The organism is Bradyrhizobium manausense, assembly GCF_018131105.1.
GTDB classification, from domain to species: domain Bacteria; phylum Pseudomonadota; class Alphaproteobacteria; order Rhizobiales; family Xanthobacteraceae; genus Bradyrhizobium; species Bradyrhizobium manausense_B.
The window spans coordinates 1,195,785-1,220,316 of sequence record NZ_JAFCJI010000001.1; the positions used below are offsets into that span (position 1 = coordinate 1,195,785).

Sequence of the window (24,532 nt, forward strand, 5' to 3'; positions counted from 1 at the left end):
GGACAGTTCAAGCCCGCAGGCGGGGCCGTGACGGCGCCGCAAATCCTCCACGCTCCGATTGACATTTTGTTCATGTTTTGTTCTCATGCTGCAACCGAGATGGAGGCAGCCATGGACAACCGTATCAACGAAGTTCGCCGGACGATCAGAGCGCTCCGCGTCAGCATGCGCGAAGCCGAGGCGATCATGCATGAGCAGATCAATCGCGATGAGGATTGCAGCTTCGTGGCGCAGGAAGTCATCAAGATGCGCTCGGTCATGAGCCTGCTCGTGAAGGAGCGAACGGCGCTCGGCGATTTCGAGCCGATCCTGGTCAACAGCTTCTTCATCCCGCGGCGTCGGTCGGCACGCAAGCTCGCTGCCGCGCCGGTCCCGACCGTCGAATCCGTGTTCCGTCCACGCCTGGTGGCGCGGGCTTGACGCGGATGTGCGGGCGCTATGACGGCGCCTGGACGCTGCGTCCGATCGGCGCGCTCGTCCCTGAGATCGTCGATGCAGCGATCCATCGTGACACGGCTGCGATGTCGTCGCCGTTGTCACGATAGGCGCGAAGCTGGAATTCGGCCGAGCTGCCGCGGTCCACGATGGTGCGGCAATGCTCGATCTCGGCGGCGCAACCCAATGCATCCGCGTCCTCGGCGGTGTCGTCGATGATTCGGGTGAGCATCTCGGAGATCGTGACCGGCCCGTCCTTCGATGCAAAGATGCAATCGGTGCCGTAGCGCTGGGCGCGCCATTTATTCTCGACTGCAATGGCGCGCTCGACCACCGTGACCTGCTTCGACAGATGGGGCCGCAGATGGAGGTGGCGTGTCAGGCAGCGGTAGAGCGAGGCGATCGCGACGGCGTCCTCGACCAGCGTGCAGGTATCAGGCGCGCGCAGCTCCAGCGTCGGATGCTTCATGGACGGCCGCATCGCCCACCAGATGTGGCTTTCGTCGGGGATCACGCCGGAGCGCTGGAGGGCGCCGATATACGCATCGTAGTCCTGCCTGCTTTCGAACAGCTCGGGCAGGCCGGTGCGCGGCAATTCGGAATAGGCGGCGAGACGATAGCCCTTCAGCCCCGTCTGGTGCGAATTCCAGAACGGCGAGGACGCTGCGAGCGCGATGAACAGCGGCAGATGCGGCAGCATCGCCCGCATCACCGCCATCCGCTTCTCGGGATCCGGCAGTTGAACATGCACATGCATGCCGCACATCATGTTGCGGTGACCGATGCTGCGCAGGTCCTCGATCATCTCCTCGTAGCGCGGCTTCGGACTCGGCTGTGACATGCGCCAGACCGCGGTCGGATGCGTGCCGCAGGCCATGATCACGAAACCATATTGCGCGGCGACGTTGGCGACCTCGCGGCGCAGGAACCTCAGCTCCTCCCGTGCGTCATTGACATCGACATGCACGTTGGTCGCGACCTCGAGCTGGGATTGCAGCATCTCGCGCATGGCCTGGCCGCCGGTCGACCAGTTCGCCGATTCGAACAGTTCGTCCGGCGTCTGGATCGCGACCTCGAGGGTGCGGCGATCGGCGAGGAAATATTCCTCCTCGATGCCGAAGGAATAGTCCGCTGCCTTGCCGCGTCCGCCGGCCGAGCGGATGACGACGTGCTGCTTGTCGTCGGACGGATCCAGCCGCAGCAGTTTCAAGACGTCCAAAGCAAATGTCATCGAGCCACCCGGCGATGGTATTACCTGCGGGCAACAATCCGCCGGACAGGGGCCGGTTCCGCATCGGATCCACCGGAAATTGCAAGATTGAACGGAACAATTTTTGTGCTTTCGGATGCGCGCGCGATCAGGGCGTGGTTCGCAGGCACTTCCGTCCAGTCCGTTTCCTTGTCGAACGGCTCGGATACGACGACGACCTGATCGCCGGCCTCCCGGAAATAGAGCGTGTTGGCGGCATCGTTGACGGCAACGCGGAACGCGTAGAGATCGCGGCCGTTGGCGATCGCGCTGGTGAAGCGCAGCCGCTCGCGAAGCTGGCCTTCGTTGACGAGGCCGACAAGCGATTGCAGCACGGCCCGCGTTGCGCCAAGCGGATCGCGGTCGAGACCCGCGCCCATCATGGCGAGGAACACGGCTTCCGAGTCGGTCGTGCCGAGGCGCGAGGGATAATAGGCGTCGGGAATCAGCGCTTCGACCTTGCGCCGCAGCCGGCTCCAGCTGCCGACGAAGCCGTTATGCATGAACATCCATTGGCCGCAGGCAAACGGATGACAGTTCTGTCGCGTCACCGCGGTGCCGGTGGCGGCGCGCACATGGGCGAAGAACAGATGCGAGCGCAGATGGCGGCAGAGGTAGCGCAAGTTTTCATCCGACCAGGCCGGTCGCGTCTCGCGATAAAGGCCGGGCTCCGGATGCTCGCCATACCAGCCGAGACCAAAGCCGTCGCCATTCGATCCCGCCGTCGACTGCAGCGAGCGGATGCTCTGCGCGATCAGCGAATGCTCGGGCTCGGTGACATAAGGTTCGAACGAAGTGGTCTCGCCCCGGTATGCGATCCAGCGGCACATGCGGCGTTCCTGTCAGGATTGCGTGCTGAGATGCACCAACACGCCCGACAGGACGATGGTTCCCGGCCGTGAGTGCCGGGAAGTGCCTGTCAGGTTGGCAGCGGAATCAGTGGCGCGACTTCGCGATCAGCATGGTTCTCGCTTGCCGCAAGACCTCGCGCGACGCCGATGCGATCGGCCTCGGGCCGGTTCTGGCTCATCTTGCGCTTGCCTTCGAACCGCACGACCGGAATGCGCAGGCCGACGATCCCGCGCAGTTGCGCGGCGATAAAGTCCGCAGGCGCATCGCTGACGGCCCAGGGCTTTGCGCGCGCGCCTTCGTGCCTGCTGGTCAGCCGCGTCACGACGTCGAGCAGGCGCTCCGGCTCCTGAAAGAATTCCACCGGACCATAGGCATGAACAGCGATGTAATTCCAGGTCGGCACGACCTTCTCGGTCTCCCGCTTGGTCGCGTACCAGGACGGCGTCACATAGGCGTCGGGACCCGAGAAGATCGCGAGCGCATCGCCGATCGGCGGCAGCTTCCATTGCGGGTTGGCTCTTGCGACATGCCCGTACAGCACGCCATGCTCGCCTTCGCTCTCGTCGAGGAAGAGCGGCAGCGGCGTTGCGACCGGTCCTTCCGTGGTGGCCGTGACGAGGCTCGCGAGCCGCGCAGCGCGAATGGTCGCGCGGATGCTCTCGATGTCGTCGTCCTTGAAAGCCGGGGGGATATACATTGGCGTGTCTCCGTTCTTGATACGGAGATAGCTGGAATCTGGCCTGTCATAAACTGCCAGTTTCGTCGAATATCATCAGTCCAGTTCGGCAGCTGCCTGCGCGAGAAGCTTGCAGCCCCGTTCGATCTGCGCGACCTCCAGCGCCGAATAACCCATGACGAGGCCGACCGTCTTCCGGGCAGCGCGCGGGCCGGCGAACAGCGCAGAGACGGGATAGATGCCGACGCCCCTGGCGCGGGCCGCTCTTATCAACGCATCTTCATTCTTCAGCGGCAGGTCGTCGAACCACGCCACCACATGCAGGCCGGCGGCCGTGCCCTCGATCCTGACGCGATCGCCGAAGCGGCGGCGCATGGCGTCGAGCAGAGCTTGTTGTCGCTCGGCGTTGCGTCGCCGCACGCGCCTGACATGGCTGTCATAGGCCCCGCTCTCCAGCATCGCGGCCAACGCTCCCTGTTCGATCAGCGGCGTATGCCGGTCCATGATCTGTTTGGCGGCGGCGAACGTGGAGCGCAGTGCCGACGGCACCACGAGATAGCCGATCCGCAAGGTTGGGGAGAGCGTCTTGGAGACGGTGCCGAGATAGATCACGTGGTCGCTGCCTTCAAGCGCGTGCAGCGGCGGGATCGGCTTGGTGTCGTAGCGATACTCGCTGTCGTAATCGTCCTCGATCACGTAGGCGTCGTTCTTGCGTGCCCATGTCAGCAATTGATGCCGACGTCCGATCGGCATGACGCCGCCGAGCGGATATTGATGCGACGGCGTCACATAGGCGAGGCGGGCGGCGATGCCATCGAGCCGCTCGGTCTGAAGCCCTTCCGCATCGACGGCAACAGGCATCGTGGTCGCGCCCGTCGCCGCAAAAGTGTGCCGGGCCATCTGGTAGCCGGGATCCTCCATCACGAAGCGGTCGCTTGCATCGAGCAGCAGGCGCGCGCAGATATCGAGACCCTGCTGCGAGCCGTTGACGACGACGATCTGGTCGACCTCGCAGCGTACGCTGCGCGATCGCCACAGATAACCCTGGAGTGCGGTTCGCAGCCGCAGCGAGCCGCAGGGATCGTCATAAGCCAGCCGTTCGGGCTTGCGCGCCATCGCTGACGTCACGGCCTTCCTCCAGGCCAGCACCGGGAAGTCGGAGGGCGACAACTCGCCATAACGGAAATTGGCGACGAGCCCGCGCGGCGGTTCGGTCCAGCGCGGCGGGTCCTGCCGCAGCCGTTCGCCGAAGGCCGACAGCCGCACCTTGCGCATCGACGGCCGCGATGCCGCGCGCGTGCGTCCGCGCTCGACGACGGCGCGTGCGACGCGCGGCCGGGCACCTTGGCGCGTCTCGATAAAACCTTCGGCGGCGAGCTGCTCGTAGGCAACGGTGACAGTCGACCGCGCCACGCCCATCTCATCGGCCAGCGCCCGCGACGACGGCAACAGTCCGTCAATGCCGTACACCAGCGATAGGATCTGGTCCCGCAGCACCTCGTAGATCTGGCGTGCGCCCATGCGGCTGGCGCGGGGGGCGGGATCGGTTCTCTTCTGCATCATCCACATTCCAGGCCGGCATGCGTCCGGGCCGCCGAGGTAGGAATGTGTTTCTAGCCCTGTTCGCCCAGCGTTTCGACGAAAGCCTTGCCGTAGGGATAAAAATGCTCCTTGCGGCCCTGATCCCAGAGCGCCTTGAAGCCGGGCGCGGTGATATCCCAATCCGGACGGCAGGTCATGCTGACCGCCCTGAGATCCTGGCGAAGCTCTTCGACGGTCGGACGACCGAAGAACCAGTAGCCATTGTAGATCTTGTGGATGCGCAAGGACGGCTCCAGCACGATGACATGCGGAATCATCGGATTGTGGATGGGGTCGGTGTATTCGGCGATGTCGAGATCCTTCTGAACGATCCGCCGGGGATCGGAAAGGAAGGGCCAGTGCGCGCCGACGCCGCTGCGATATTCGTTGGTCTGGGTGATGGTATCGGTGGTGATGGTGACCAGCCGGCAATAGCCCACCTCCATTTCGCGATGGAGTTGGAGCAACCCTTCGGCCTGGCGGCGATCCTTCGGACAGAACCCACCGCGCCCGAGCACAAGCACCATGGGATCGCCGCCCTGAAGCGCGGAGAGCTTGTGATGCTTGCCGGTATGGTCGCTGAGCTCGTAATCCGGGAAGGTCGCTCCCGGCACCATGTCAGTTCGCATGAAGCCCTCCCATGTGTCGCGGCTACGCGGACGCCTTTAGAGATCAATGACGACATCGCCTTGCGGTCGTGCGCAGCAGATCAGGACATTTCCGTCCGCCGGTGTGTCGAGCGGATCGGGCTGATAGTTGACGTCGCCTGCAACGAGCCCGCTCTCGCAGTTGTGGCATACCCCGGTCCGGCACGACCAGCGCACCGGGATATCGCAGGCCTCAGCCAGTTCGAGCAGGCTGGCGTAGGAAGGACCCCAGCAGACATTGAGGCCGCTCCGGGCAAAGGACACCATGGGCCCCGGGCCCGGCTCTCCCGTCGGCACATGTGCAGGTCTCTTCGGTGATGCCGCGATGCCGGGGGTCAGCGATGGCCCGGCGCCGAACAGCTCGGTGTGGATGCGATCGGGCGTGACGCCCAAAGCAGTCAGACTGGCCGTGAGGTCGCTCATGAAGCGGGCGGGGCCGCAGAGATAGAAGTCGCCGTCTTGCGGCAGATCGAGTTGTTGGAGCAAGGGAAGATCGAGATGCCCGGCGCTGTCGAAATCGACCGCGGGACGATCCTCGGGATCGGGCGTGCTGTAGCAGACATGGCTGTGATGATGATCGAGCCGGGCCAGCAGTTCACGCGCCTCCGCGGCGAACGCATGTTCGCGGCCGTTGCGGGTGCCGTGCAGCCACCAGACATGTCGCGGCGATCCTTCCGCTGCGAGCGCCTGAAGCATGGCGAGCACCGGCGTCACGCCAATGCCCGCGCTCAGCAGGACAACCGGCCGCGTGCCTTGCCGTAGCGTGAAACTGCCGCGCGGCGCGCCGAGTTGCACGACGTCGCCGGGTTGGAGTTCGTCGGCGATGTAGGTGCTGGCGATGCCGTGGGCTTCGCGCTTGACGCTGAGGCGATAGGACGCCGGGTCGGCATGGCTCGATAGCGAATAGCTGCGTGTCATCGTTGTGGCCGCGGAGGGCCCGAGCCTGATGATGACGAACTGACCGGGTAGGGCGACCGCCGCGGGATGTCCGTCCGCCGGCTCAAGGGTCAGCGAAGTGACGTTCTCGCTTTCAGCGATCTTGCGCGAAACGCGAAATGGACGGAAGCCGCGCCAGGCCGGAGGCGGGGTCGCCGTCGGGCCGAGCCCGGCATTTCCCGTTGTGGTGGGTTGTGCGAGCATTGCCTCGAAGGAATGACGCCAGCCGCGGCTCAGTGCCGGGATTTTCAGCGCACGCTCCAGGCGCTCGCGCGGGTGAGGGGGCAGGTAAAGCAGCGCGTTGATCTCGGACACGCTCATGCTTTCGGGGCCGCTGGCGACTTTGGTGATCTCATCGCCGGCCTCGACGTCACCTTCGTCGATCACGCGAAAATAGAATCCGGGCCGGCCGTGCTTGACCAGCAGCGCGGCCATGTCAGGCTCGTCCATGCGAATGCCGAGCCGGTAGCAGGTGACGCGCGGTTGCGTCACCTCGAACAGGGCCGAGCCGATTTTGTAACGATCGCCGATGCAGACCTCGGTGTCGGCAAGGCCCGCGACGGTGAAATTTTCGCCGAACTGACCTGCGACGAGGTCCGACCGACCGAGATGGTCCTGCCAGTAACGATAGGCCTCGTCCTGGTAGACATACACGGCGCGCTGTTCACCGCCGTGACCGGCGGTATCGCCCTGGCCGTCGCCATCGATGTTGAGCCACCGTACCCTGCGCAAACCTTCGACCGGAGACTTCCAGACGCCGGTATGAACCGTCCTGCCTTGCCAGGCGATGTCGCGCGGCAGGCCGACATTGACGGACAGCAAACGTGCCATGTCTGTTTCCCGATATAGCCAGCGGTCCGGGAACCTCGCGAATGCCGGATCGCTGCAAGGCAAATCTGCACCCAGGCGCGCGTCCTGGCCTGTTAGTCGTTGTTAGACGTTGCGAGGCAGCCTTGCCGCCGGCGGTTTGCGCTCCGATGTTGGAAGCAGAAATCGCAAGACAGGAGATCGCGAGTGAGCGAATTCGTCCTGACTTACGACGACGTGCCGTCCTACGTCGTCAGCATCATGGAATTTCGCGACGGTTTGGTGGCGCACGAGACGCAGTATTTCGGCGACCGGTTCAATCCGTCGCCGTCGCGCGCGCATCTCGTGGAGCGGGTGGGGTAGCTGACGCGTACGCACACCGTGATGGCGAGCGGAGCGAAGCAATCCAGAGCTCTTCCGCGGTGGGAGACTGGATTGCTTCGCTCCACTCGCCATGACGGCATTCATCGTGGAACCGATGCGGCGGCTGGTCGCACGTGCGTCCCTTGATTCCTGCCCGGCTATCTTTATCTCTGGAGAGAACAAGAATCCGGGCCCCTCTGGCGAGGACGCTGACCATGTCAGCATAACCTCGCGATGTCGGATGACCTGTCCCGCGCGAATGCGATGGATCGGCCGATTGTCGGGCCTTCTTGAGTTCTCTCCGACCCAATCGTCCCCATCACAGCTCCGTGCGGCCATTTCGCAAGATAAGGGAGCATCGATGTCTGACGCCACTAGTTCAACCCCGATCGAGATCGAAATCACCGAGCCGCGCAGCTTCAACGAGCAGGCTGCGGCAGCGCTGGTGATATCAGGCGCGCTGGTTGCCGTGGCCGATCGGCGCGTGTCGCCGGTCGAGCGCGACGAGGTAATCCGCTTCATCAGGGAGCGCGGACTTGCGCCGCATATCGGCGACGATCGCCTGTCTGCGATGTTCGACGAACTGGCCGAACGGCTCGAGGAGCCTGATTTCGCCAATGTCGTGATCGAGACGCTGCGACCGGTCTCCGACCTGCCGCTGTCATCCCACCTCATCGAGCTGTCGGAACGCGTCGCGGCCGCGGACGAGGATGTGCATCCACATGAGGTGCAGGCGATCAAGCTGCTGCGCCTGCTGACGCTGGTGTTGCCGCGCGCGAAGCCGGTCGGATCGGTTGCGGTCAACGCGGCCGCCAGGGAGTAAGCATGAGCGCAGCCTCGGACGAGCAAAGCACGAGATCCCGGGACAACGGCAGCCAGCCGGCCGGCGGCGACCCGCGGCTCGATGCGCTCGTTCATCGCCTGCCGCCGCGACTTGCCGGCATCGTCGACTATCTCCTGCAACCGTCCAGCCGCTGGATCCGGATTCCCGCGGGCGCGCTGCTCGTCGTCGGCGGCGTGCTGTCGTTCCTGCCGGTGCTCGGCATCTGGATGCTGCCGCTCGGATTCGCGCTGCTCGCCGAGGACGTTCCGGCGCTGCGGGCCCTGCGTTCAAAAATCTTCGACTGGATCGAGCGCCGCAAGCCGCACTGGCTGGACCCGGCCGCTCCCAAGAATAACCAATCATGACTGAATTCATCACGACCGATGCGCTCACCGCGCTGCTCCAGGTCGTTCTGATCGATCTCGTGCTCGCCGGCGACAACGCCGTGGTGATTGGCCTTGCCGCCGCCGGCCTTCCGGCCGAGCAGCGCCGCCGCGCCATCGTCGTCGGCATCATCGCGGCCACGGCGCTGCGCATCGTCTTTGCCGGCGTCGCGACCCAGCTTCTGCAAGTGATCGGTCTGCTGCTCGCCGGCGGCGTGCTGCTGCTGTGGGTGTGCTGGAAGATGTGGCGCGAGCTGCGCGAACAGGCTGCGCATGCCAACCAGCTTGCGTTCAGCCATGGCGGCGGCGCGACCAGCGCGCCGGTATCGCGCAAGACGTTCAAGCAGGCCGCGCTGCAGATCGTTGCCGCCGACGTGTCGATGTCGCTCGACAACGTGCTCGCGGTCGCGGGCGCCGCGCGCGAGCATCCCTACATCCTGGTGTTCGGCCTGCTCCTGTCGGTTGCGCTGATGGGCGTTGCCGCCGATCTGCTCGGTCGCGTGCTCCAGAAGCAGCGCTGGATCGCCTATGTCGGTCTCGCCATCATCGTCTACGTCGCTTTCGAGATGATCTATCGCGGCTCGCTCGAGCTCGCGCCCGTCATCGCAAGCCTCTAAGTCCCACCTTCGTTTTCCTGCCTTCGCCTTCCTGGAGTGATCGATGTCGTCCGAATCCAAAGCAGCTTTGGCAAGTCCGCCGATCGGCCTGTTCCCGCGGCTGATCTTCGGCTCGCGCTGGCTGCAATTGCCGCTCTATGTCGGCCTCATCGTCGCGCAGGCGGTCTATGTGCTGCTGTTCCTGAAGGAGCTCTGGCACCTGGTCGCGCACTCGTTCGATGCCAGCGAGCAGCAGATCATGCTGGTCGTGCTGGGCCTGATCGACGTCGTCATGATCTCGAACCTGCTCGTGATGGTGATCGTCGGCGGCTATGAGACCTTCGTCTCGCGCCTGAATCTGCGCGGCCATCCCGACGAGCCGGAATGGCTGAGCCATGTCAATGCCAGCGTGCTCAAGATCAAGCTCGCGATGGCGATCGTCGGCATCTCCTCGATCTCGCTGCTCAGAACCTTTATCGAGGCCGGCAATCTCGGCACGGCCCGCAGTAACTTCACCGAAACCGGTGTGATGTGGCAGGTCTTGATCCACCTTACCTTCATCATCTCCGCGATCGGCATCGCCTGGGTCGACCGCCTCAGTGAGAATGGGCACCGGAAGGAAAACGGTCACGCCTGAGGGCGGACGCTGCGAAAGCAAGCAAAAAGCCCGGGCGCTCTCACTGATGCGCGAACGCGCCCGTAAAATCACGGCCTCGCGCCAGCGTCTCGGACGGCGCTTCGCCGAAAGCTCGCTTGTAGCCCATCGCAAAGTCGCCGAGATGCCAGAAGCCGTTGCCGAGCGCGGCGGCCTTCACCGTCAATCCGCTGCCCCCGGTCATGAGCTGGATGCGAACGGCCCACATCCGCTTGAGACGCAGGTAGTGGTGCAGGCTCACGCCGTGCACGGCTTGCGTCGCGATCTGGAGCGTCCGCGCGGACACGCCGAGCGCGGTGGCGAGGTCGTCGCTATAGAGCGGCTTGCTGCCGAACAGCTCGACGACTTCGTCGAGCTGTTTGATCAGCTTGCGGTGCTTGTCGAACGAACCGCGGCGCGGCGCGCGAGCCTCCGCCGGCACGAGGACCTCGTCGAGAGCTGCGAGCAGCGTCTCCTGGATCGGACGGTTGAGCGCTTCGAATTGCCGTGCATCCTCGCAAGCCGAAGCCAGCGCAAACGTCTTCTGAAAAATGACGCGCAGGCGCGCCATCGGATCGTCCTGCGTGCGGACATAGGCGAGACCGCTGTTGAAGTCCGCCCAGCCGCGATGCCGCATGTCCGAATTGAAGCGCAGCATGACATAGGTGTTGGGTTGCTGCTCGATGCTCTCAACAGGTGCTTTGCCGCGCATCACCGCGATCGTCGAGCTGTCGACTTCGGTGCCGTTGGTGATGGAGTGAAAGGAGAAGGGGACAACGAGGCCGATGCCGTTGTCGGTCCCGATCTCGGCGTCGTACCGCCGCGCAAAGGCGCGTTGGAGCACGAACAGCCCGGCCTGAAGCGGCAGGATCGCGCGCGACAGCGAGAACTCGCGCGGACGAAGCGGCGTCGAGGTGCCAAGGCCGAGCACCTCATGGGCGCGAAACTCGCTGAAATCCGAGAAGCGCTCGATGTGCAGGACTCGCGATGGCTTCAGCCGGTCGATCGGCATGTCGGATCCCTGGGGGGCATCGGTTGTTGGGGGCTGGAGCTGGAACAATTACCAGACGGCCAACCGCTGTTCCTATCCCGGAAACTACTGCCATTTCAGCAACGATTCGTGATGCGCGCGATTGCAGGGGACGCATGCAGTCGGGCGATGTGCGAAAACTTCGCGTTCTCGGATGCGTGGCGGGGCGCGTCCATCGGGGATTGCACACAGCCGCCTCTGCATCAGCCAGGCATTGATGTTAGCCGACACCAAGCTGCAGGGTTGCTTCACTTAAAAATTTCACAAACCGTCGGATGCCCATCGACGATGGGATCCGCATCCTGTGTTGAGACAGCGTGCCACCAGGCGTCCAGGGCGCTGCGGTCGCAGCCGAGCTTGACGCTCATGCCGCCGGCGAACTTGATCCAGTCGGCGAAGTGATCCTGCCCGACCGCGATCAGCACGGGAATGTCGGCATCGAGCGCGCGCTCGATCAGGTAAGACAGGCCCTTGCCGTCGCGCTCGCGCTTGCCGAAGCGGTTGATGATGACGAGGTCGGCGCCATGCGAGAGCGCGTCCGCGATCCGAGTGCCCGCATTCTGCAGCCGCGCGAGATCGAGGCGGCAGCCTTGAGCCGTCGGATCGAAATCCTGCGCGAGCAGAAGCTTCTCGCCGCTGTGAAGCAGAATGGCGGAGAGGCTGGAATCGGCGCATTGGCCGGCCTGCACCATGCCGATGACGCGCTTGCCTCGGGCGATCAAATCGGCGGCGAAATCGCGCAGGGCGGCGTCGGGGTCCTGATGCTTCTCGTAGACGAGGGCGGCGAGGTCGCATTGCGCATCGAACATGGTCCGCCTCCGTTTTGCTTATCAGAACAGATCGGGGCCGCGGCGGTTCCGCCGCGACCCCGGCTTTCGGATCAGGGCGCGGGCGGGCCGTTGATGATCTGGAGCTGGGTGAATTCGGCGAGGCCTTCCTCGGCGAACTCGGTGCCGATACCCGACTGCTTGGCGCCGCCGAACGGAATGTGCGGGGCCATGTCGAGATGCTTGTTGATCCAGACTGTACCGGACTCCAGGCGCGTCGCAACCTCATGGGCGCGGTTGATGTCGGATGACCAGACCGAGGCGCCGAGGCCGTAGGTCGTGGCGTTGGCGCGGCGGATCACGTCATCCTTGTCGGAATATTTGATCAGCGGCAGCACCGGCCCGAACTGCTCCTCGTCGACCAGCTTCGAGCCTTCCTTGATGTCGCGCACGATGGTGGGCTCGATGAAATAGCCGGGCCGGTCCATCGCGGCGCCGCCGGCCACCACCTTGCCGTTCTTGTGCGCGTCCTCGAGGAACGTCTTCACCTTCTCGTACTGCATCTTGTTCTGCAGCGGCCCGAGCTTGGTGCCCTGCTTGGAGCCGTCGTCGACCACGGTGCTCCTGGCGATCGCAACCAGTTCGTCGCAGAGCTCGTCATAGACGGACTCATGCACGTAGAGCCGCTTGATGGCGAGGCAGACCTGGCCGGAGTTCTGGAACGCGCCCTCGAAGATGCCGGGCGCGACCTGCTTCGGGTCGACGTCGTCGAGCACGATGCCGGCATCGTTGCCGCCGAGCTCGAGCGTGATGCGCTTGAGCGTCTGCGCCGCGCTCGCCATCACCTTCTGGCCCGTGGCGGTGGAGCCCGTGAAGGAAATTTTGCGGATGTCGGGATGCTTGGTCATCTCGCCGCCGAGATCGTTGGCGTCGGTGATGAAGTTGAGCACGCCCTTCGGCACGACGTCTTTGATCAACTCGGCGAAGCGAAGGGAGGAGAGCGGCGTGGTCGGCGCGGGCTTCACGATCAGCGTGTTGCCGGCGATCAGCGCAGAGGGCAGCTTGAACGCGAGGATCAGGAGCGGGTAGTTCCAGGGGATGATGGCGCCGACGACGCCGAGCGGGCGGCGATAAGCCTCGACCTTGCGGTCGCCGGAGGCCTCGATGACCTTCATCGGCAGATCGAGCGAGCCGAGATAGCGGAAGAACGCGGCCATGCCGAGCACTTCGCCGGTGGCGTCCGCCAACGGCTTGCCCTGTTCGCTCGTGAGCAGGCGCGCGAGCTCGCCCGAATTGGCCTCGATCACATCGGCCATCTTCATCACGACCTTGCGGCGATCCTCGATCGAGGTCGCGGCCCAGGCCGGGAAGGCGGCCTTCGCTGCGGCGACGGCGGTATCGAGCTGCGATTTCGAGGCGCGCGGGCACTGTGCCACCACCTCTTCGGTCGCGGGATTGAGAACCGGCATCATCATGTCGCCCGGCACCATCTTGCCGTCGATGAGAAGATTGAAGTCACTCATAGGCTTTGCGCTCCCTTTGCAAAACGGGCCGTTCGGGCCTCGTTATATCGAGGCATATATCACGATCGGGCCCGGCGGGCCATGGCGGTGGAATCGATCAATTCCGGAAAAAGCGGCTGGACGCGACTGGACTAGTCGATATATCGTAACGGATATAGCGAAGTGCGTTTCGGGACTGACGATGGAAATCAAGGTGAGGCAGCTCACGACCTGCGAGGTCGCAGCCGATGGCGGTGCGATCTCGCTGGGCTTCGAGGATGTGTCGGGGACCAACGCCGCCGTCAGCGTCTCGCTCAACCAGGTCGGCGCGCTGATCATGACGTTGCCGGGCTTGCTCGAAGCGGCGCTCAAGGTGCGCTACGGCGACCAGAGCCTGCGCTACGCCTATCCGCTGGCGTCCTGGGTGCTGGAACAATCCACCGACACGAGCCAGCGCATCATCACGTTGGAGACCGAGGACGGTTTCAAGGTTCGCTTCTCGATCCCCAGGGACGAGCAGAGCCTGCTGGGAGAAGCGCTGACCCAGCCAATGCCTGAAATGACCGTGCGGCCGAACTGACAGCTAGGAGGATTTGCGCGAACGGGTGATGTCGCCCTTGAGCGCTTCCAGATCCTTGTGCACCGCGCGTGCGGCGTCGCGCTCGATCTTCCGGTAGCGCGCCACCAGTTTTTCGCCGAACGCCGTCAGCATTGCGCCGCCGCCGTTCTTGCCGCCGGCCTGCGGCTCAACGGCGGGATGTCTGCAGATCCGGTTGATCTCGTCGACGAGATCCCAGGCACGCTTGTACGACATGTCCATGGCGCGGCCGGCTCCTGAGATCGAGCCTTGTTCGCGGATCTGCTCCAGAAGTTCGATCTTGCCTGGCCCGATCCGGTCCTCGCCGTCGAGGTCGATGCGAAGACTGAGCTGGGGAAGCGATTTGGCGCTCGCGCGCGGCATGCTGCGGTCTCTTGAATGGTTCTAAACGCAGATTGCCATTCTTGCCCGTCGCGAACAAGGTGAATGCGGAATGCCGCGCTCACCGCACGGCATGCATCTCCAGAAATGCCTTCACGCCGGTCACGGTGCCGGTGTCGGACGCCGTATAGCCGGGCAGGGTGGCGATCGCCGCGCGGAAATCGTGACTGCGGATGATGTCGAGGATGCGCCGCATCGGCTCCGTCTCGAGAAAGGCGCGCTTGCAGACGAAGAAATAATCCTCGGTGAGGATGCGAATGAAGTCGAGGCCGAATTGGCGGGCGGCCGCCTCGACACCGAAGCACGCATCGGCCATGCCGCTCGCGACATAGGCCGCGACCGCGGCGTGGGTGAATTCGATCTGCTGGGCGCCGTTGATCTTGCTTTCGTCGGTGCCGTTTGCCGCGAGCAGTTGATCGAACAAAAGCCGTGTGCCGGAATCGTGATCGCGGTTGACGAAGCGGACGTTCGGCTTGGTGAGATCATCGAGTGACGCGATGCGCAAGGGGTTGCCGCGCGCGACCATCAGCCCCATCTCGCGCGTCACGAAATTGATGACGCGATCTTCGCGCGGATCGAGCCATTCACGTGCGGCCTTGATGCCTTGCGCGCGCAATGCGCCGTGCGGCAGATGCAGGCCGGAGAGGTCGCAGGCGCCCTGCGCCAGCGAGACCAGCGAATGCTGGTTGCTGACATAGCGCAGATCGACGCCGATGCCCGGCTCGCGGTCGAGAAATTCGCGCAGCTTTGCCACCGCAAAGCCGTGGCTCGCATGCACCCGGATCACGGAAGGGCGCTGCTCGAGGAACGGCTTGATCTCGCTCGCGAGTTCCTGCGCGAGGTTTTCGAGCTGCGGGCCGAGCCGCGCCTGCATGCGCTCGCCGGCCCACACCAGCCGCTCGCCGAACGGCGTGAGCTTCGAGCCTTTGCCGCGCTGGGTTTCGACCAGAGGCGTTCCGAAGAACTCCGACCATTGCTCGATCAGATTCCACACATGCCGGTAGGACAGCTGTGCGTCGCTCGCCGCGCTCGTGATCTTCCCGGTCTTCCGGATCTCGTTGAGGACGCCCAGCATGACGACGACGGTGCGCGGGCTGCCCTCGCGGCGAAACCGCCAGACGGCCTCGATCTCGATCTGAAGCATCCGATCTCCTTATGAACTGCGCTTCATATATTGGGTTTTCATTTGCAAACCATATCATATTTACTCGCACAAATTGGCGCCTAATCTGGCATACCAGATCAGGAGGAAATATGATGTCTGTTGCATATGACTTTGTGCATTCCCCGGCCAGCGAGTTCATGGCCCGACCGCAGCATCTGCTCATCGACGGCCGCCGCGTCCCCGCCTGCTCCGGACGCATGTTCAAGTCCCTCAATCCCGCCACCGGGCAGGTCATTGCCACCGTCGCCGAAGGCGGCGAGGTCGATGTCGAGCATGCGGTCGCCGCCGCGCGCCGCGCCTTCGAGGGCCCGTGGCGCACGATGCGCGCCTCCGAGCGTGGCCAGATCCTGCTGCGCTGGGCGGATCTGCTCAGGCGTAACGCCGACGAGATCATCGAGCTCGAGTCGATCGATGCCGGCAAGCCGATTTCGGCGACAATGCGCCAGGACTTTCCGGCTGCCGTCGACACGCTGACCTACTACGCCGGCTGGGCCGACAAGATCGGCGGCGACGTCGTGCCGGTGCGCGACGATGCCTTGACTTACACCATGCGCGAACCGGTCGGCGTGGTCGCGGCGATCGTGCCGTGGAATTTCCCCCTGATGATCGGGATGTGGAAGCTCGCGCCGGCACTGGCCTGCGGCTGCACCATCGTGATGAAGCCGGCCGAGCTGACCTCGCTGTCGGCGCTGCGCATCGCCGAGCTCGCACTCGAAGCGGGCCTGCCGAAGGGCGTCTTCAATGTCGTGACGGGGCCGGGCCGCGTCGTCGGCGACGCTCTGGTCAACCACCCCGACGTCGACAAGGTGACTTTCACCGGCTCGCCGGGCGTGGGCCGCGGGATCATGAAAGGCGCCGCCAGCAACTTCAAGCGCGTGTCGCTCGAGCTTGGCGGCAAGTCGGCCAACGTGATTTTCGACGACGCCGATCTTGAAGCGGCCAGCAAGGCTGCGGCCTCCGGCATCTTCTTCAACGCCGGCCAGGTCTGCTCGGCCGGCTCGCGCGTGCTTGTGCAGGAGAAGGCTTATGACGAGGTCGTCGAACGTCTCGCCGCGCGCGCGAAGTCGATCAAAACGGGCGATCCGCTCGACCGCAAGACGGCGCTGGGACCTGTGATCTCCGAGAAGCAGATGAGGTCGATCCTCGACTATGTCGACATCGGCCAGAAGGAGGGCGCCAGGCTCGTCGCCGGTGGCGAGCGGGTCGGCGAGCGCGGCTATTTCATCAGCCCGACGGTGTTCGCAGATGTCGCCCACGAGATGCGGATCTCGCAGGAGGAAATCTTCGGCCCCGTCGTCAGCGTCATCAAGTTCAAGGACGAGGCGGATGCCTTGCGGATCGCCAACGGCACGGCCTACAGCCTCGCCGCCGGCGTCTGGAGCCGCGACATCGGCAAGCTGCAGCGCTTCGCCAAGCGGGCGCGCGCCGGCACGGTGTGGATGAACACCTATGGCTACACCGACGTACGCCTGCCCTGGGGCGGCGAGCGCGACTCCGGCCTCGGCCGCGAGCACGGCACTGCCGCGCTCGACAATTTCACCGAGCCCAAGGCTGTGTGGATGAATCTGGCCGTTTGATAACCTCCCGATCGGCCAATCCTGAGCCCGCCTGACCCCGGTCAGGCGGGCTCTCTTTTTGAAATCGATCAAATTGTCTGCATTCCGCTCAGCGGGGGCAAACCCTGCGGACAAGAAGGCCAGCGCCTTAAACCTCGGCTTTGGAACCGGCGTGCATCCTCACGCAAAAAGCCGGGGCATCAACATGTCTGTTCTCAAGGAGGTCGTCGCAGCGGTCGCGGGAGTCTACGCGCTCCTGTTTGTCTGCGACGCATTGTTCGGGGTTGGCGAAGCACGCTTCGACGATTCCTATTACAGCGCCAGCTTCTACGCGCCGAAGCCAAGGGAATTCCGTTTCGCAGACGGGACCACGCCGGCCGCACGCGTCAGCGACGCCTTCGCGCAATTCTCTGCAGCCGAGGCCAGGCCGAACAAGCGCTACTCGTCGCTGACGACGATCATCCGCTAGGCGCGTTCGGCCGCATGGCCGCCGGAATGCTGTCCGGCGCGCTGTGGGATCAGCAGCAGGCAGACCACCATGAACGCCGCGATCACGGCGGAGGCCAGCGGCCGGCTCAGCGCCAGCCCGCCATGATCGAGCGGCTTGTCGAGGAAATCGCCGACGGTCGCGCCGAGCGGACGCGTCAGGATGAACGCGATCCAGAACAGCGTGACACGTGAGATGCGGGTCCAGACATACAGCGCGGCGATGACGGCAAGCCCGGCCGCAAAGATCAGCGCGCCGCCGCGATAGCCCATGTCGCCGGTATCGGCGATCCAGTCGCCGAGCGCGGTGCCGAGTGTCTGCGAGAAGGTGATCGCGCCCCAGTAGAAGGCCTCGACCCGCGGACTGCTGACGCTGTTGACCGAGATCGTTCCCTCCGCGCGATACCAGAGGCCGAGCACCAGCACGAGACAGGCGAGGAGCAGCGTCGATCCGCCGGTGTAGCCGATGCCGAGCGAGCGGTCGGCGAAATCGGCCATCGTGGTGCCGAAGGTGGTCGAGGCCACGATGGTCGCCCAATACAACGCCGGGTGAAACTTGCTCGCGCGGATCTGCGCGGCGACGAGAACGATCATTGCCGCCAGGAACAGGCATGTGCCCGCGAGATAGCCCCAGTTCAACGTCATCGTGACGGTGTCGCCGCCAGTCTCGCCCAGCGTCGTGGCAGCGATCTTGATGATCCAGAAGCCGAGCGTGACTTCGGGGACCTTGCTTTCGCTGACGAGGTTGCTGTTCGTGTAATCGTCCATGATATCCTCTTTGCTGTGCCGACCGCGAACCTGTGCTTGCGGCTGGCAGGAAGCGATGTGTGCCAGCCTCAAGCCTTGGCGACGCCATCCATGACGGCGAGCAGATCGGTGATCGCCTGCTTGCACTTTGCGGCGTCCGGCGTGCTTGCGCGCAACGCTTCCAGCGCGCGGTCGATCGCCTTGTCGACGGTGTGCCAGTCGGCCGCCGCGCGCGGCTTCAAGCCCGCTTCGGCTTCGTCCCACTTGGTCTCGAGATCCTTGATCCTGGTCCTGGCGCCGGGGAGGTCGCCCCTGTCGATCAGCGCGGCGACATCGACAACGATGGTGCGGAAAGGCGAGAGGTCGCCGAGCTTCGCGGTCGCGGCTTTCGCGAGCGGCACGAAAACGAACCGCTGACTTGCACGCATGTTGGGTTCGCCGGTGAAGGTCGTGAGCAGGCCGACGGCTACGGCGGTAGCGAGTTTCATCACGCTAATTCTCCTGGTGTGGCTCCTGCACCATGCAGGCAGCGTTGAAGTTTGCGTTGGAATTACTGCGCTGGATCAGCCCGGCGTGCTCCTTCGCCCTCGAACGTCACCCAAGCGACGAGGCCGACGATCACGGTGAGGAAGACGATGCTGGTCTGGATGGTCCCGAGCCCGATGCCGCCATACTCGCGGGCCTGTGACAGAAGATCGCCGAGGGAGGCGCCGAGCGGACGGGTGAGAATGTAGGCGAGCCAGAAGGTGAGGACGGGGTGGCCACCGATGTAATAGGTCGCAGTGACTGCCACGATCAGCACGCCGAAGGCGACGACGCCGAGCTGGAAGCCGAGACCGAGCGCTTCCGTCGCAAGATCACCTGCCGCAGTGCCGAGCGCGAAGGTGAACAGGATCGCTATCCAGTAGAACAACTCGCGCTTGGTTGTGACGATGCTGTGAATCGACAGCGTGCGCTCGGCGCCGTACCAGACCGCAAAGGTCGCCGCGAGCGCGCAGGCGAAGGCGGCGGTGCTGATGTAGAGACTGATCTCGAGCTTGTCGGTGAGGAGATCGGTAAGCTGTGTGCCGACGATGCTGACGAGCACGACGGTGAGCCAGTAGATCCAGGGTATATAGGCGCGGCGGCTGAACTGAAGCAGGAGGGTGGCGATGAGCAGGCCGGTCATGAAGATTGCAGTCAGGCTGGCGCCGAGGCCGACATGTACCGCGAGATAGTCGGCGCCGGTTTCGCCGACGGTGGTCGATAGGATCTTGATGACCCAGAAGATCGCGGTGGCCTCTGGAACCTTGTTCAGCATCCGTCCTGCGCCAAGACCCGAATATTGCGACACGCCCAAATCTCCCGAAGCCAAAACGATGCGGGACCGTCGCGCCGCGGACTTAGGTCCGACTTAGGGACAGGAAATTTCCTGATAGGGTTGCTTTCGCCGCAATTTGGGCCGGCTGGCGCCTGCTAATTCTGCGCTAAGTCGGAATGGCCATGATTGACAGCCGGATGGTCCGGTGCGTTTTGAGGATCAATTTTTGCGGGTTCTGTTGATCGAGGACGACAGGATGGTCGGCGCAGCTGTCGAGCAGGCGCTGAAGGATGCTGCCTATGCGGTCGACTGGGTCAGAGACGGCGAGACCGCGCTGGTGGCGGCCGCAAGCGAGTCCTACGAGGTGCTGCTGCTGGATCTCGGTCTGCCGAACGTGGATGGCCGTGACATCCTGAGGCGGCTGCGCGCCGACGGTCGCAAGCTTCCCATTATCATCGTGACGGCGCGCGATGCCATCGACGACAGGATCGAGGGCCTCGACCTCGGCGCTGACGATTATCTCGTCAAGCCGTTTGAGATCCGCGAATTGCTGGCGCGGATGCGTGCGGTCACCCGGCGCGAGGCCAGCGGTTCGCCGGCGCTGCTCGGCAATGGCACGCTCAGTCTCGACCCCGCGAGCCGTGAGGCGTCGTATCTGGCAAAATCCGCAGTGCTCACCGCGCGCGAGTTCGCGCTGCTGCAGGCGCTGCTGTCGCGCGCCGGCACGATTCTGGCGCGCAGCGAGCTGGAGCGGCAGATCTACGGCTGGAATGAGGAGGTCGCGAGCAACGCGATCGAATTCCTGATCCACGCCGTGCGCAAGAAGCTCGGGGCCGACGCGATCCGCAACGTGCGCGGCGTCGGCTGGATGGTGGACCGCCCATGATCAGGTCTTTGCGGGGCCGTCTCTTCGCTGGCCTGACCGCAATCATTCTGCTGACGGGCATCATCGGCGGTCTGTTCGCCTATCATTGGGCGTTCAACGAGGCCATCGAAATGCAGGACTCCGTCCTGATCCAGATCGCGGGCCTCGTGCAGACGGGCAGCCTCCCCGGTGGCCGCGAGTTGCATGGTGTTGATGAAGATGCCGAGGTGTGGTTGATCGATCAGGCGTCCGAGAGCGATGCGAAGCTCTGGAGCCTCAAGGACGGTCTCTCACTGGCAAAGCGCAAGGGGCAACCGATCCGCGTGCTGCTGCGGACTCAGCCCGACGGCACCAGGTTCGCGGTGGCGCAGCGCACCTCCGTGCGCGATGAGATCGCGAGCGACATGGCGTTCCGCACCGTGCTGCCGATCGCCGCGCTCATTCCCTGCCTGTTGCTGGTCACCGCCATCGTCATCGCGCGCTCGCTGCGGCCGATGGTGCGCCTTGCCGATGATCTCGACAGCCGCCGCGCCGACGACATGACGCCGCTGCCGGCCGGGCAAATGCCGAGCGAGCTCCGTCCCTTCATCGGTTCGATCAACGGTCTGCTCGCGAGGGTGCGCGGCATGATGGATCAACAGCGGCGGTTCGTGGCGGATGCTGCGCACGAATTGCGCACGCCAATCACGGCGCTGAGCCTACAGGCTGAGAATCTCGATCCGGTCGATTTGCCGGCAAATGCGCGCGAGCGCGTCGCGGCGCTCCGGCAGGGCATCGGCAGGACGCGACATCTGCTCGACCAATTGCTCGCGCTCGCGAGACAGGATGCGGGGCGGCCTGACACCGCGACAATGCCTGTCGTGAGGCTGGATGATGTTGCGAAGCAGGTCGTCGCCGATCTGCTGCCAGGGGCGGCCGACCGTGGCGTCGATCTCGGCTTTGCGCGCGTCGAACCCGCGATGGTCCGCGGTGAGGCCGTGATGCTTGCGGCCGTGGTCCGCAATCTCATCGATAATGCGCTACGCTTCACGCCGCAAGGCGGCCGGATCGACTCGCGTGTTTATCGCGACGGCGATACGGCGATCCTTCAGATTGAGGACAGCGGGCGCGGCGTGCCTCCCGAGGAGATCGGCCGCATCCTCGAGCCGTTCTTCCGAGGGCAGCGGCCTGAAGGCGATGGTGCTGGCCTTGGCCTCTCGATCGTCAAGCGGATTGTCGATGGACTCGGCGGGTCGATTGAAGTCGCGAACACGACCGAAAGCGGACGGACCGGATTGCGTGTTCTGGTCAGGCTGCCCACTGCGTCTGCCTGACCCTCACTGCTCCTGGACCCATTCCGCGACGCCGCGCCACAGCGTGTCGCGGTGCTCGGGGCGGAAGAAGCCGAAATGGCCGATCGCCTTGGCGCCGACGTCGGACGGCTTCACCGTCACCACCTCCGGCTTGATCGCGGTGAAGCCTGATGTGAGCAGCTCGACGGCGGGCCGCGTCGCCCAGGGATCGTCGGAGAAACAGAGCGCGCGCAGCTCGCCCTTGAACTTCGCAAAATTCTCCAGCGCCGGCAGTTTGGAATCGAACAGATAGCGCGGGCTCGAGACCCACTCGGCCCATTGCAGGAAGACGCCCTTGGGCAAATCCTCGCCGATCCCGGCCCAGCCCGGCGCGTAGCCGAGCGCGTGGACGAGCGGCACGCCGACGAAATTCATGAACGCGAAGACGCGATATTTCTCCGGCGATGTCATCAGCCGCCATGTTGCGGCCTGCGAGGCCACGAACGCGGCGCGCGAAATCTCGCCGTTGTTCTCGATCAGCCCGAGCGCCTGGCCGCCATAGGAGTGGCCGACATAGGCAAGCGGCAGGGTATTGTAACGCTCGCGCATCCAGCGCACCGCGGCGGTGACGTCTTGCGCGGCCCAATCCGACATCGAGGCCTTGAAGCCGACCAGCGATTTCGGCTGGTTGTAGCCGACCATCGCCGGCTGCCGGGAGTCGCCGATGCCGCGATAGTCGTAAGTGAGAACCGCGCAGCCGCGATGGGCGAGGTAGGACGCAAAGCCCCTGTAGATCTTGCGCGGAACGGCGGTCGCCGAATTGATCAGGACGGCATGCCGCTTGGTGCCGCGCGGCAGGAATAGAGTGCCGGTCAGCGCATACCCGTCGGTGGCCGGGAAGCTGATCTCGTCGATGAAAACGTCGTCCAGTGGCGCGTCCATGGATGGAAGCTGTCTTGCCGGTTTCCTCTGCCACCCCTAGCAAATGCGAATTCAGCTTTGCCCGCAAGGGTTTGCATTGCGAAATGGATTTACAACTGGCGGTGTCGCGCCAGCCTGTGTATAAGGCGGCCCTCGCAACCCACAGATCAGGTTGCACTTTTTGCTTCACGGAGAGATTGCGATGTCCGAGCGGTGGACGCCCGAGTCCTGGCGCAGCAAGCCGGTGCTACAGGTGCCCGATTATCCCGACGCCAAGGCTCTGGCCGACGTCGAGGCGCAGCTTGCAACCTTTCCGCCGCTGGTGTTCGCCGGTGAGGCGCGCAATCTGAAGAAGGCGCTGGCGCGCGTTGCGGCCGGCGATGCCTTCCTGCTCCAGGGTGGTGATTGCGCCGAGAGCTTTGCCGAGCACGGCGCCAACAACATCCGCGACTTCTTCCGCGTGCTGCTGCAGATGGCGGTGGTGCTGACCTATGCCGGCGCCGTGCCGGTGGTGAAGGTCGGCCGCATCGCCGGCCAGTTCGCCAAGCCGCGCTCGTCGCCGACCGAGAAGGTGGGCGGCGTCGAGCTGCCGAGCTATCGCGGCGACATCGTCAACGACATCGCCTTCACCAGGGAAGCGCGCGTGCCGGATCCGCAGCGGCAGCTGATGGCTTATCGCCAGTCGGCCGCGACGCTGAACCTGCTCCGCGCCTTTGCGACCGGCGGCTTTGCCAATCTCGGCAGCGTGCATCAATGGATGCTCGGCTTCCTGAAGGATAGTCCGCAGTCCCGCCGCTACAAGGAATTGGCCGACCGCATCTCCGAGGCGCTCAACTTCATGCGCGCCTGCGGCCTCGATCTCGAGAGCCATCCGGAGCTGCGCGCCACTGATTTCTATACCAGCCATGAAGCGCTGCTGCTCGGCTACGAGCAGGCCATGACCCGCGTGGATTCCACCACCGGCGACTGGTACGCGACCTCGGGCCACATGATCTGGATCGGTGATCGTACCCGCCAGCTCGACCACGGCCATGTCGAATATTTCCGCGGCATCAAGAACCCGATCGGGCTCAAGTGCGGTCCGTCGCTCAAGCCCGACGAGCTGTTGAAGCTGATCGACGTGCTCAATCCCGACAACGAGCCGGGCCGGCTGACCCTGATCAACCGTTTCGGCTCGGACAAGGTCGCCGATCATCTCCCGAACCTGATCCGCGCGGTGAAGCGCGAGGGCAAGGTGGTGGTCTGGTCGTGCGATCCCATGCACGGCAACACCATCACCTCGACCACGGGCTACAAGACGCGACCGTTCGATCGCGTCCTGTCCGAGGTGAAGTCGTTCTTCACGATCCATGCTGCCGAGGGCACCCATGCCGGCGGCGTGCATCTGGAAATGACGGGCCAGGATGTCACCGAGTGCATCGGCGGCGCCCGCGCCATCACGGACGAGGACCTCAATGACCGCTACCACACGGTCTGCGATCCCCGCCTGAATGCCGAGCAATCCATCGACATGGCCTTCCTGGTCGCGGAGCTCCTCAAGCAGGAACGCGTCGGCAAAGCCAAGCCGATGCCGTTCGCAGCGGGGCTCTAGGACCTTGCTGCGCATCTGGAAGGCCACGATCAATTCCCGCAACGGTCTGGCCTTTGCGTTCCGCTCGGAACAGGCCGTTCGCGAGGAGATCTTTGCGCTGATCCTGTCGCTGCCGGTGGCCTGGCTGGTCGCGGCAAGCGCGACGCGCGCGGTCGAACTGGTCTGCTCGGTCGCGTTCGTGCTGGTGGTCGAACTGCTCAACACTTCGATCGAGAAGCTCGCCGACCGCCTGACGATGGATCACGACAAGCAGATCGGCCGGGTCAAGGACATGGGGTCGGCCGCGGTTGGCGTTGCGCTGCTGATGGCCGGCGCATTCTGGATCATCGCCATCATCGAGCGATTGGGGTTCCTCTAACTCGAGGACGGC

27 protein-coding genes and 1 pseudogene are annotated in these 24,532 nt (G+C 64.4%); 13 read left to right on the top strand and 15 right to left on the bottom strand.

Translation table 11 applies throughout. The annotated features are described in order from the left end of the window. The first annotated feature begins 111 nt into the window (after window positions 1-111). Complete coding sequence (locus JQ631_RS05390) at window positions 112-420, top strand: hypothetical protein (RefSeq protein WP_249160163.1); 309 nt, start codon at window positions 112-114, stop codon at window positions 418-420. Between the two features lie 16 nt (window positions 421-436). On the opposite strand, the gene JQ631_RS05395 is transcribed toward JQ631_RS05390, so the two are convergent. From JQ631_RS05395 to JQ631_RS05420, 6 genes are all read right to left on the bottom strand, one after another. After that, on the bottom strand, window positions 437-1,666 hold the full coding sequence (locus JQ631_RS05395; protein ID WP_212324612.1) for a carboxylate-amine ligase: 1,230 nt from the start codon (window positions 1,664-1,666) through the stop codon (window positions 437-439). A gap of 20 nt (window positions 1,667-1,686) precedes the next feature. Beyond that, window positions 1,687-2,514: a class II glutamine amidotransferase gene (locus tag JQ631_RS05400; RefSeq protein ID WP_212324614.1), complete on the bottom strand. Its 828-nt coding sequence runs from the start codon at window positions 2,512-2,514 to the stop codon at window positions 1,687-1,689. An 89-nt stretch (window positions 2,515-2,603) separates the two neighbouring features. Then, a complete protein-coding gene (locus JQ631_RS05405) occupies window positions 2,604-3,233 on the bottom strand; it encodes an FMN-binding negative transcriptional regulator (protein WP_212324615.1) in 630 nt (209 codons plus the stop codon). A 75-nt stretch (window positions 3,234-3,308) separates the two neighbouring features. Further along, the gene (gene pdxR, locus JQ631_RS05410) at window positions 3,309-4,775 is read right to left on the bottom strand and encodes a MocR-like pyridoxine biosynthesis transcription factor PdxR (protein ID WP_212324616.1); all 1,467 of its coding nucleotides are present in this window, start codon (window positions 4,773-4,775) and stop codon (window positions 3,309-3,311) included. A 50-nt stretch (window positions 4,776-4,825) separates the two neighbouring features. Then, on the bottom strand, window positions 4,826-5,422 hold the full coding sequence (locus tag JQ631_RS05415) for a redoxin domain-containing protein (protein ID WP_212324617.1): 597 nt from the start codon (window positions 5,420-5,422) through the stop codon (window positions 4,826-4,828). A 36-nt stretch (window positions 5,423-5,458) separates the two neighbouring features. Further along, a complete protein-coding gene (locus JQ631_RS05420; protein ID WP_212324618.1) occupies window positions 5,459-7,207 on the bottom strand; it encodes an MOSC and FAD-binding oxidoreductase domain-containing protein in 1,749 nt (582 codons plus the stop codon). Between the two features lie 180 nt (window positions 7,208-7,387). Here JQ631_RS05420 and JQ631_RS05425 point away from each other — a divergent pair. The 5 genes and pseudogenes from JQ631_RS05425 to JQ631_RS05445 all read left to right on the top strand — a co-directional run. After that, window positions 7,388-7,546, top strand: a pseudogene (locus JQ631_RS05425) (nuclear transport factor 2 family protein); the annotation flags it as partial. 361 nt (window positions 7,547-7,907) lie between these two features. Beyond that, a complete protein-coding gene (locus JQ631_RS05430) occupies window positions 7,908-8,369 on the top strand; it encodes a TerB family tellurite resistance protein (RefSeq protein WP_212324619.1) in 462 nt (153 codons plus the stop codon). 2 nt (window positions 8,370-8,371) lie between these two features. Beyond that, window positions 8,372-8,734, top strand: coding sequence for a hypothetical protein (locus JQ631_RS05435; protein WP_212324621.1), 363 nt, complete (start codon window positions 8,372-8,374; stop codon window positions 8,732-8,734). Next, entirely contained in the window at window positions 8,731-9,369 is a 639-nt protein-coding gene (locus JQ631_RS05440; protein WP_212324623.1) for a TerC family protein, read from the top strand. Before JQ631_RS05435 ends, JQ631_RS05440 begins: the two co-directional genes overlap by 4 nt. A gap of 43 nt (window positions 9,370-9,412) precedes the next feature. Further along, complete coding sequence (locus JQ631_RS05445; RefSeq protein WP_212324624.1) at window positions 9,413-9,985, top strand: TIGR00645 family protein; 573 nt, start codon at window positions 9,413-9,415, stop codon at window positions 9,983-9,985. A 40-nt stretch (window positions 9,986-10,025) separates the two neighbouring features. Here JQ631_RS05445 and JQ631_RS05450 read toward each other — a convergent pair whose 3' ends face one another. The 3 genes from JQ631_RS05450 to JQ631_RS05460 form a co-directional block, all read right to left on the bottom strand. Further along, window positions 10,026-10,994 carry a helix-turn-helix domain-containing protein gene (locus tag JQ631_RS05450; RefSeq protein WP_212324625.1) on the bottom strand — a complete coding sequence of 323 codons (969 nt, stop codon included), beginning with the start codon at window positions 10,992-10,994 and terminating at the stop codon, window positions 10,026-10,028. Window positions 10,995-11,260: 266 nt separating this feature from the next. Further along, window positions 11,261-11,821 carry a DUF2478 domain-containing protein gene (locus JQ631_RS05455; RefSeq protein ID WP_212324626.1) on the bottom strand — a complete coding sequence of 187 codons (561 nt, stop codon included), beginning with the start codon at window positions 11,819-11,821 and terminating at the stop codon, window positions 11,261-11,263. 71 nt (window positions 11,822-11,892) lie between these two features. After that, entirely contained in the window at window positions 11,893-13,302 is a 1,410-nt protein-coding gene (locus JQ631_RS05460; RefSeq protein WP_212324627.1) for an aldehyde dehydrogenase family protein, read from the bottom strand. A 181-nt stretch (window positions 13,303-13,483) separates the two neighbouring features. Between JQ631_RS05460 and JQ631_RS05465 the strand changes: the two genes are divergently transcribed. Beyond that, window positions 13,484-13,861: a hypothetical protein gene (locus JQ631_RS05465; RefSeq protein WP_212324628.1), complete on the top strand. Its 378-nt coding sequence runs from the start codon at window positions 13,484-13,486 to the stop codon at window positions 13,859-13,861. A gap of 3 nt (window positions 13,862-13,864) precedes the next feature. Here the strand turns inward: JQ631_RS05465 and JQ631_RS05470 are convergent, their stop codons facing one another. Then, window positions 13,865-14,242: a winged helix-turn-helix domain-containing protein gene (locus JQ631_RS05470; RefSeq protein ID WP_212324629.1), complete on the bottom strand. Its 378-nt coding sequence runs from the start codon at window positions 14,240-14,242 to the stop codon at window positions 13,865-13,867. A 79-nt stretch (window positions 14,243-14,321) separates the two neighbouring features. Next, the gene (locus JQ631_RS05475; RefSeq protein WP_212324631.1) at window positions 14,322-15,404 is read right to left on the bottom strand and encodes a substrate-binding domain-containing protein; all 1,083 of its coding nucleotides are present in this window, start codon (window positions 15,402-15,404) and stop codon (window positions 14,322-14,324) included. A 113-nt stretch (window positions 15,405-15,517) separates the two neighbouring features. On the opposite strand from JQ631_RS05475, the gene JQ631_RS05480 reads away from it, so the two are divergent. Further along, complete coding sequence (locus tag JQ631_RS05480; RefSeq protein WP_212328503.1) at window positions 15,518-17,002, top strand: aldehyde dehydrogenase family protein; 1,485 nt, start codon at window positions 15,518-15,520, stop codon at window positions 17,000-17,002. 184 nt (window positions 17,003-17,186) lie between these two features. After that, window positions 17,187-17,450 carry a hypothetical protein gene (locus JQ631_RS05485; RefSeq protein ID WP_212324633.1) on the top strand — a complete coding sequence of 88 codons (264 nt, stop codon included), beginning with the start codon at window positions 17,187-17,189 and terminating at the stop codon, window positions 17,448-17,450. On the opposite strand, the gene JQ631_RS05490 is transcribed toward JQ631_RS05485, so the two are convergent. The 3 genes from JQ631_RS05490 to JQ631_RS05500 form a co-directional block, all read right to left on the bottom strand. Continuing rightward, entirely contained in the window at window positions 17,447-18,235 is a 789-nt protein-coding gene (locus tag JQ631_RS05490) for a COG4705 family protein (protein ID WP_212324634.1), read from the bottom strand. The two genes, JQ631_RS05485 and JQ631_RS05490, sit on opposite strands and share 4 nt — an antisense overlap. 68 nt (window positions 18,236-18,303) lie before the next feature. Then, a complete protein-coding gene (locus JQ631_RS05495; RefSeq protein WP_212324635.1) occupies window positions 18,304-18,702 on the bottom strand; it encodes a hypothetical protein in 399 nt (132 codons plus the stop codon). 62 nt (window positions 18,703-18,764) lie between these two features. Continuing rightward, a complete protein-coding gene (locus tag JQ631_RS05500) occupies window positions 18,765-19,514 on the bottom strand; it encodes a COG4705 family protein (protein WP_212328504.1) in 750 nt (249 codons plus the stop codon). Between the two features lie 226 nt (window positions 19,515-19,740). Here JQ631_RS05500 and JQ631_RS05505 point away from each other — a divergent pair, with 226 nt between their 5' ends. Both JQ631_RS05505 and JQ631_RS05510 read left to right on the top strand, forming a co-directional pair. Then, window positions 19,741-20,400 carry a response regulator transcription factor gene (locus JQ631_RS05505; RefSeq protein WP_212324636.1) on the top strand — a complete coding sequence of 220 codons (660 nt, stop codon included), beginning with the start codon at window positions 19,741-19,743 and terminating at the stop codon, window positions 20,398-20,400. Then, window positions 20,397-21,692, top strand: coding sequence for an ATP-binding protein (locus tag JQ631_RS05510; protein ID WP_212324637.1), 1,296 nt, complete (start codon window positions 20,397-20,399; stop codon window positions 21,690-21,692). The genes JQ631_RS05505 and JQ631_RS05510 overlap by 4 nt, the downstream gene beginning before the upstream one ends. Window positions 21,693-21,695: 3 nt before the next feature. Here the strand turns inward: JQ631_RS05510 and JQ631_RS05515 are convergent, their stop codons facing one another. Then, window positions 21,696-22,592: an alpha/beta hydrolase family protein gene (locus JQ631_RS05515; RefSeq protein WP_212324638.1), complete on the bottom strand. Its 897-nt coding sequence runs from the start codon at window positions 22,590-22,592 to the stop codon at window positions 21,696-21,698. 181 nt (window positions 22,593-22,773) lie between these two features. On the opposite strand from JQ631_RS05515, the gene JQ631_RS05520 reads away from it, so the two are divergent. Both JQ631_RS05520 and JQ631_RS05525 read left to right on the top strand, forming a co-directional pair. Next, entirely contained in the window at window positions 22,774-24,162 is a 1,389-nt protein-coding gene (locus JQ631_RS05520) for a class II 3-deoxy-7-phosphoheptulonate synthase (RefSeq protein ID WP_212324640.1), read from the top strand. 4 nt (window positions 24,163-24,166) lie between these two features. Next, the gene (locus JQ631_RS05525) at window positions 24,167-24,520 is read left to right on the top strand and encodes a diacylglycerol kinase (protein WP_212324642.1); all 354 of its coding nucleotides are present in this window, start codon (window positions 24,167-24,169) and stop codon (window positions 24,518-24,520) included. The last annotated feature ends 12 nt before the right edge of the window (window positions 24,521-24,532 follow it).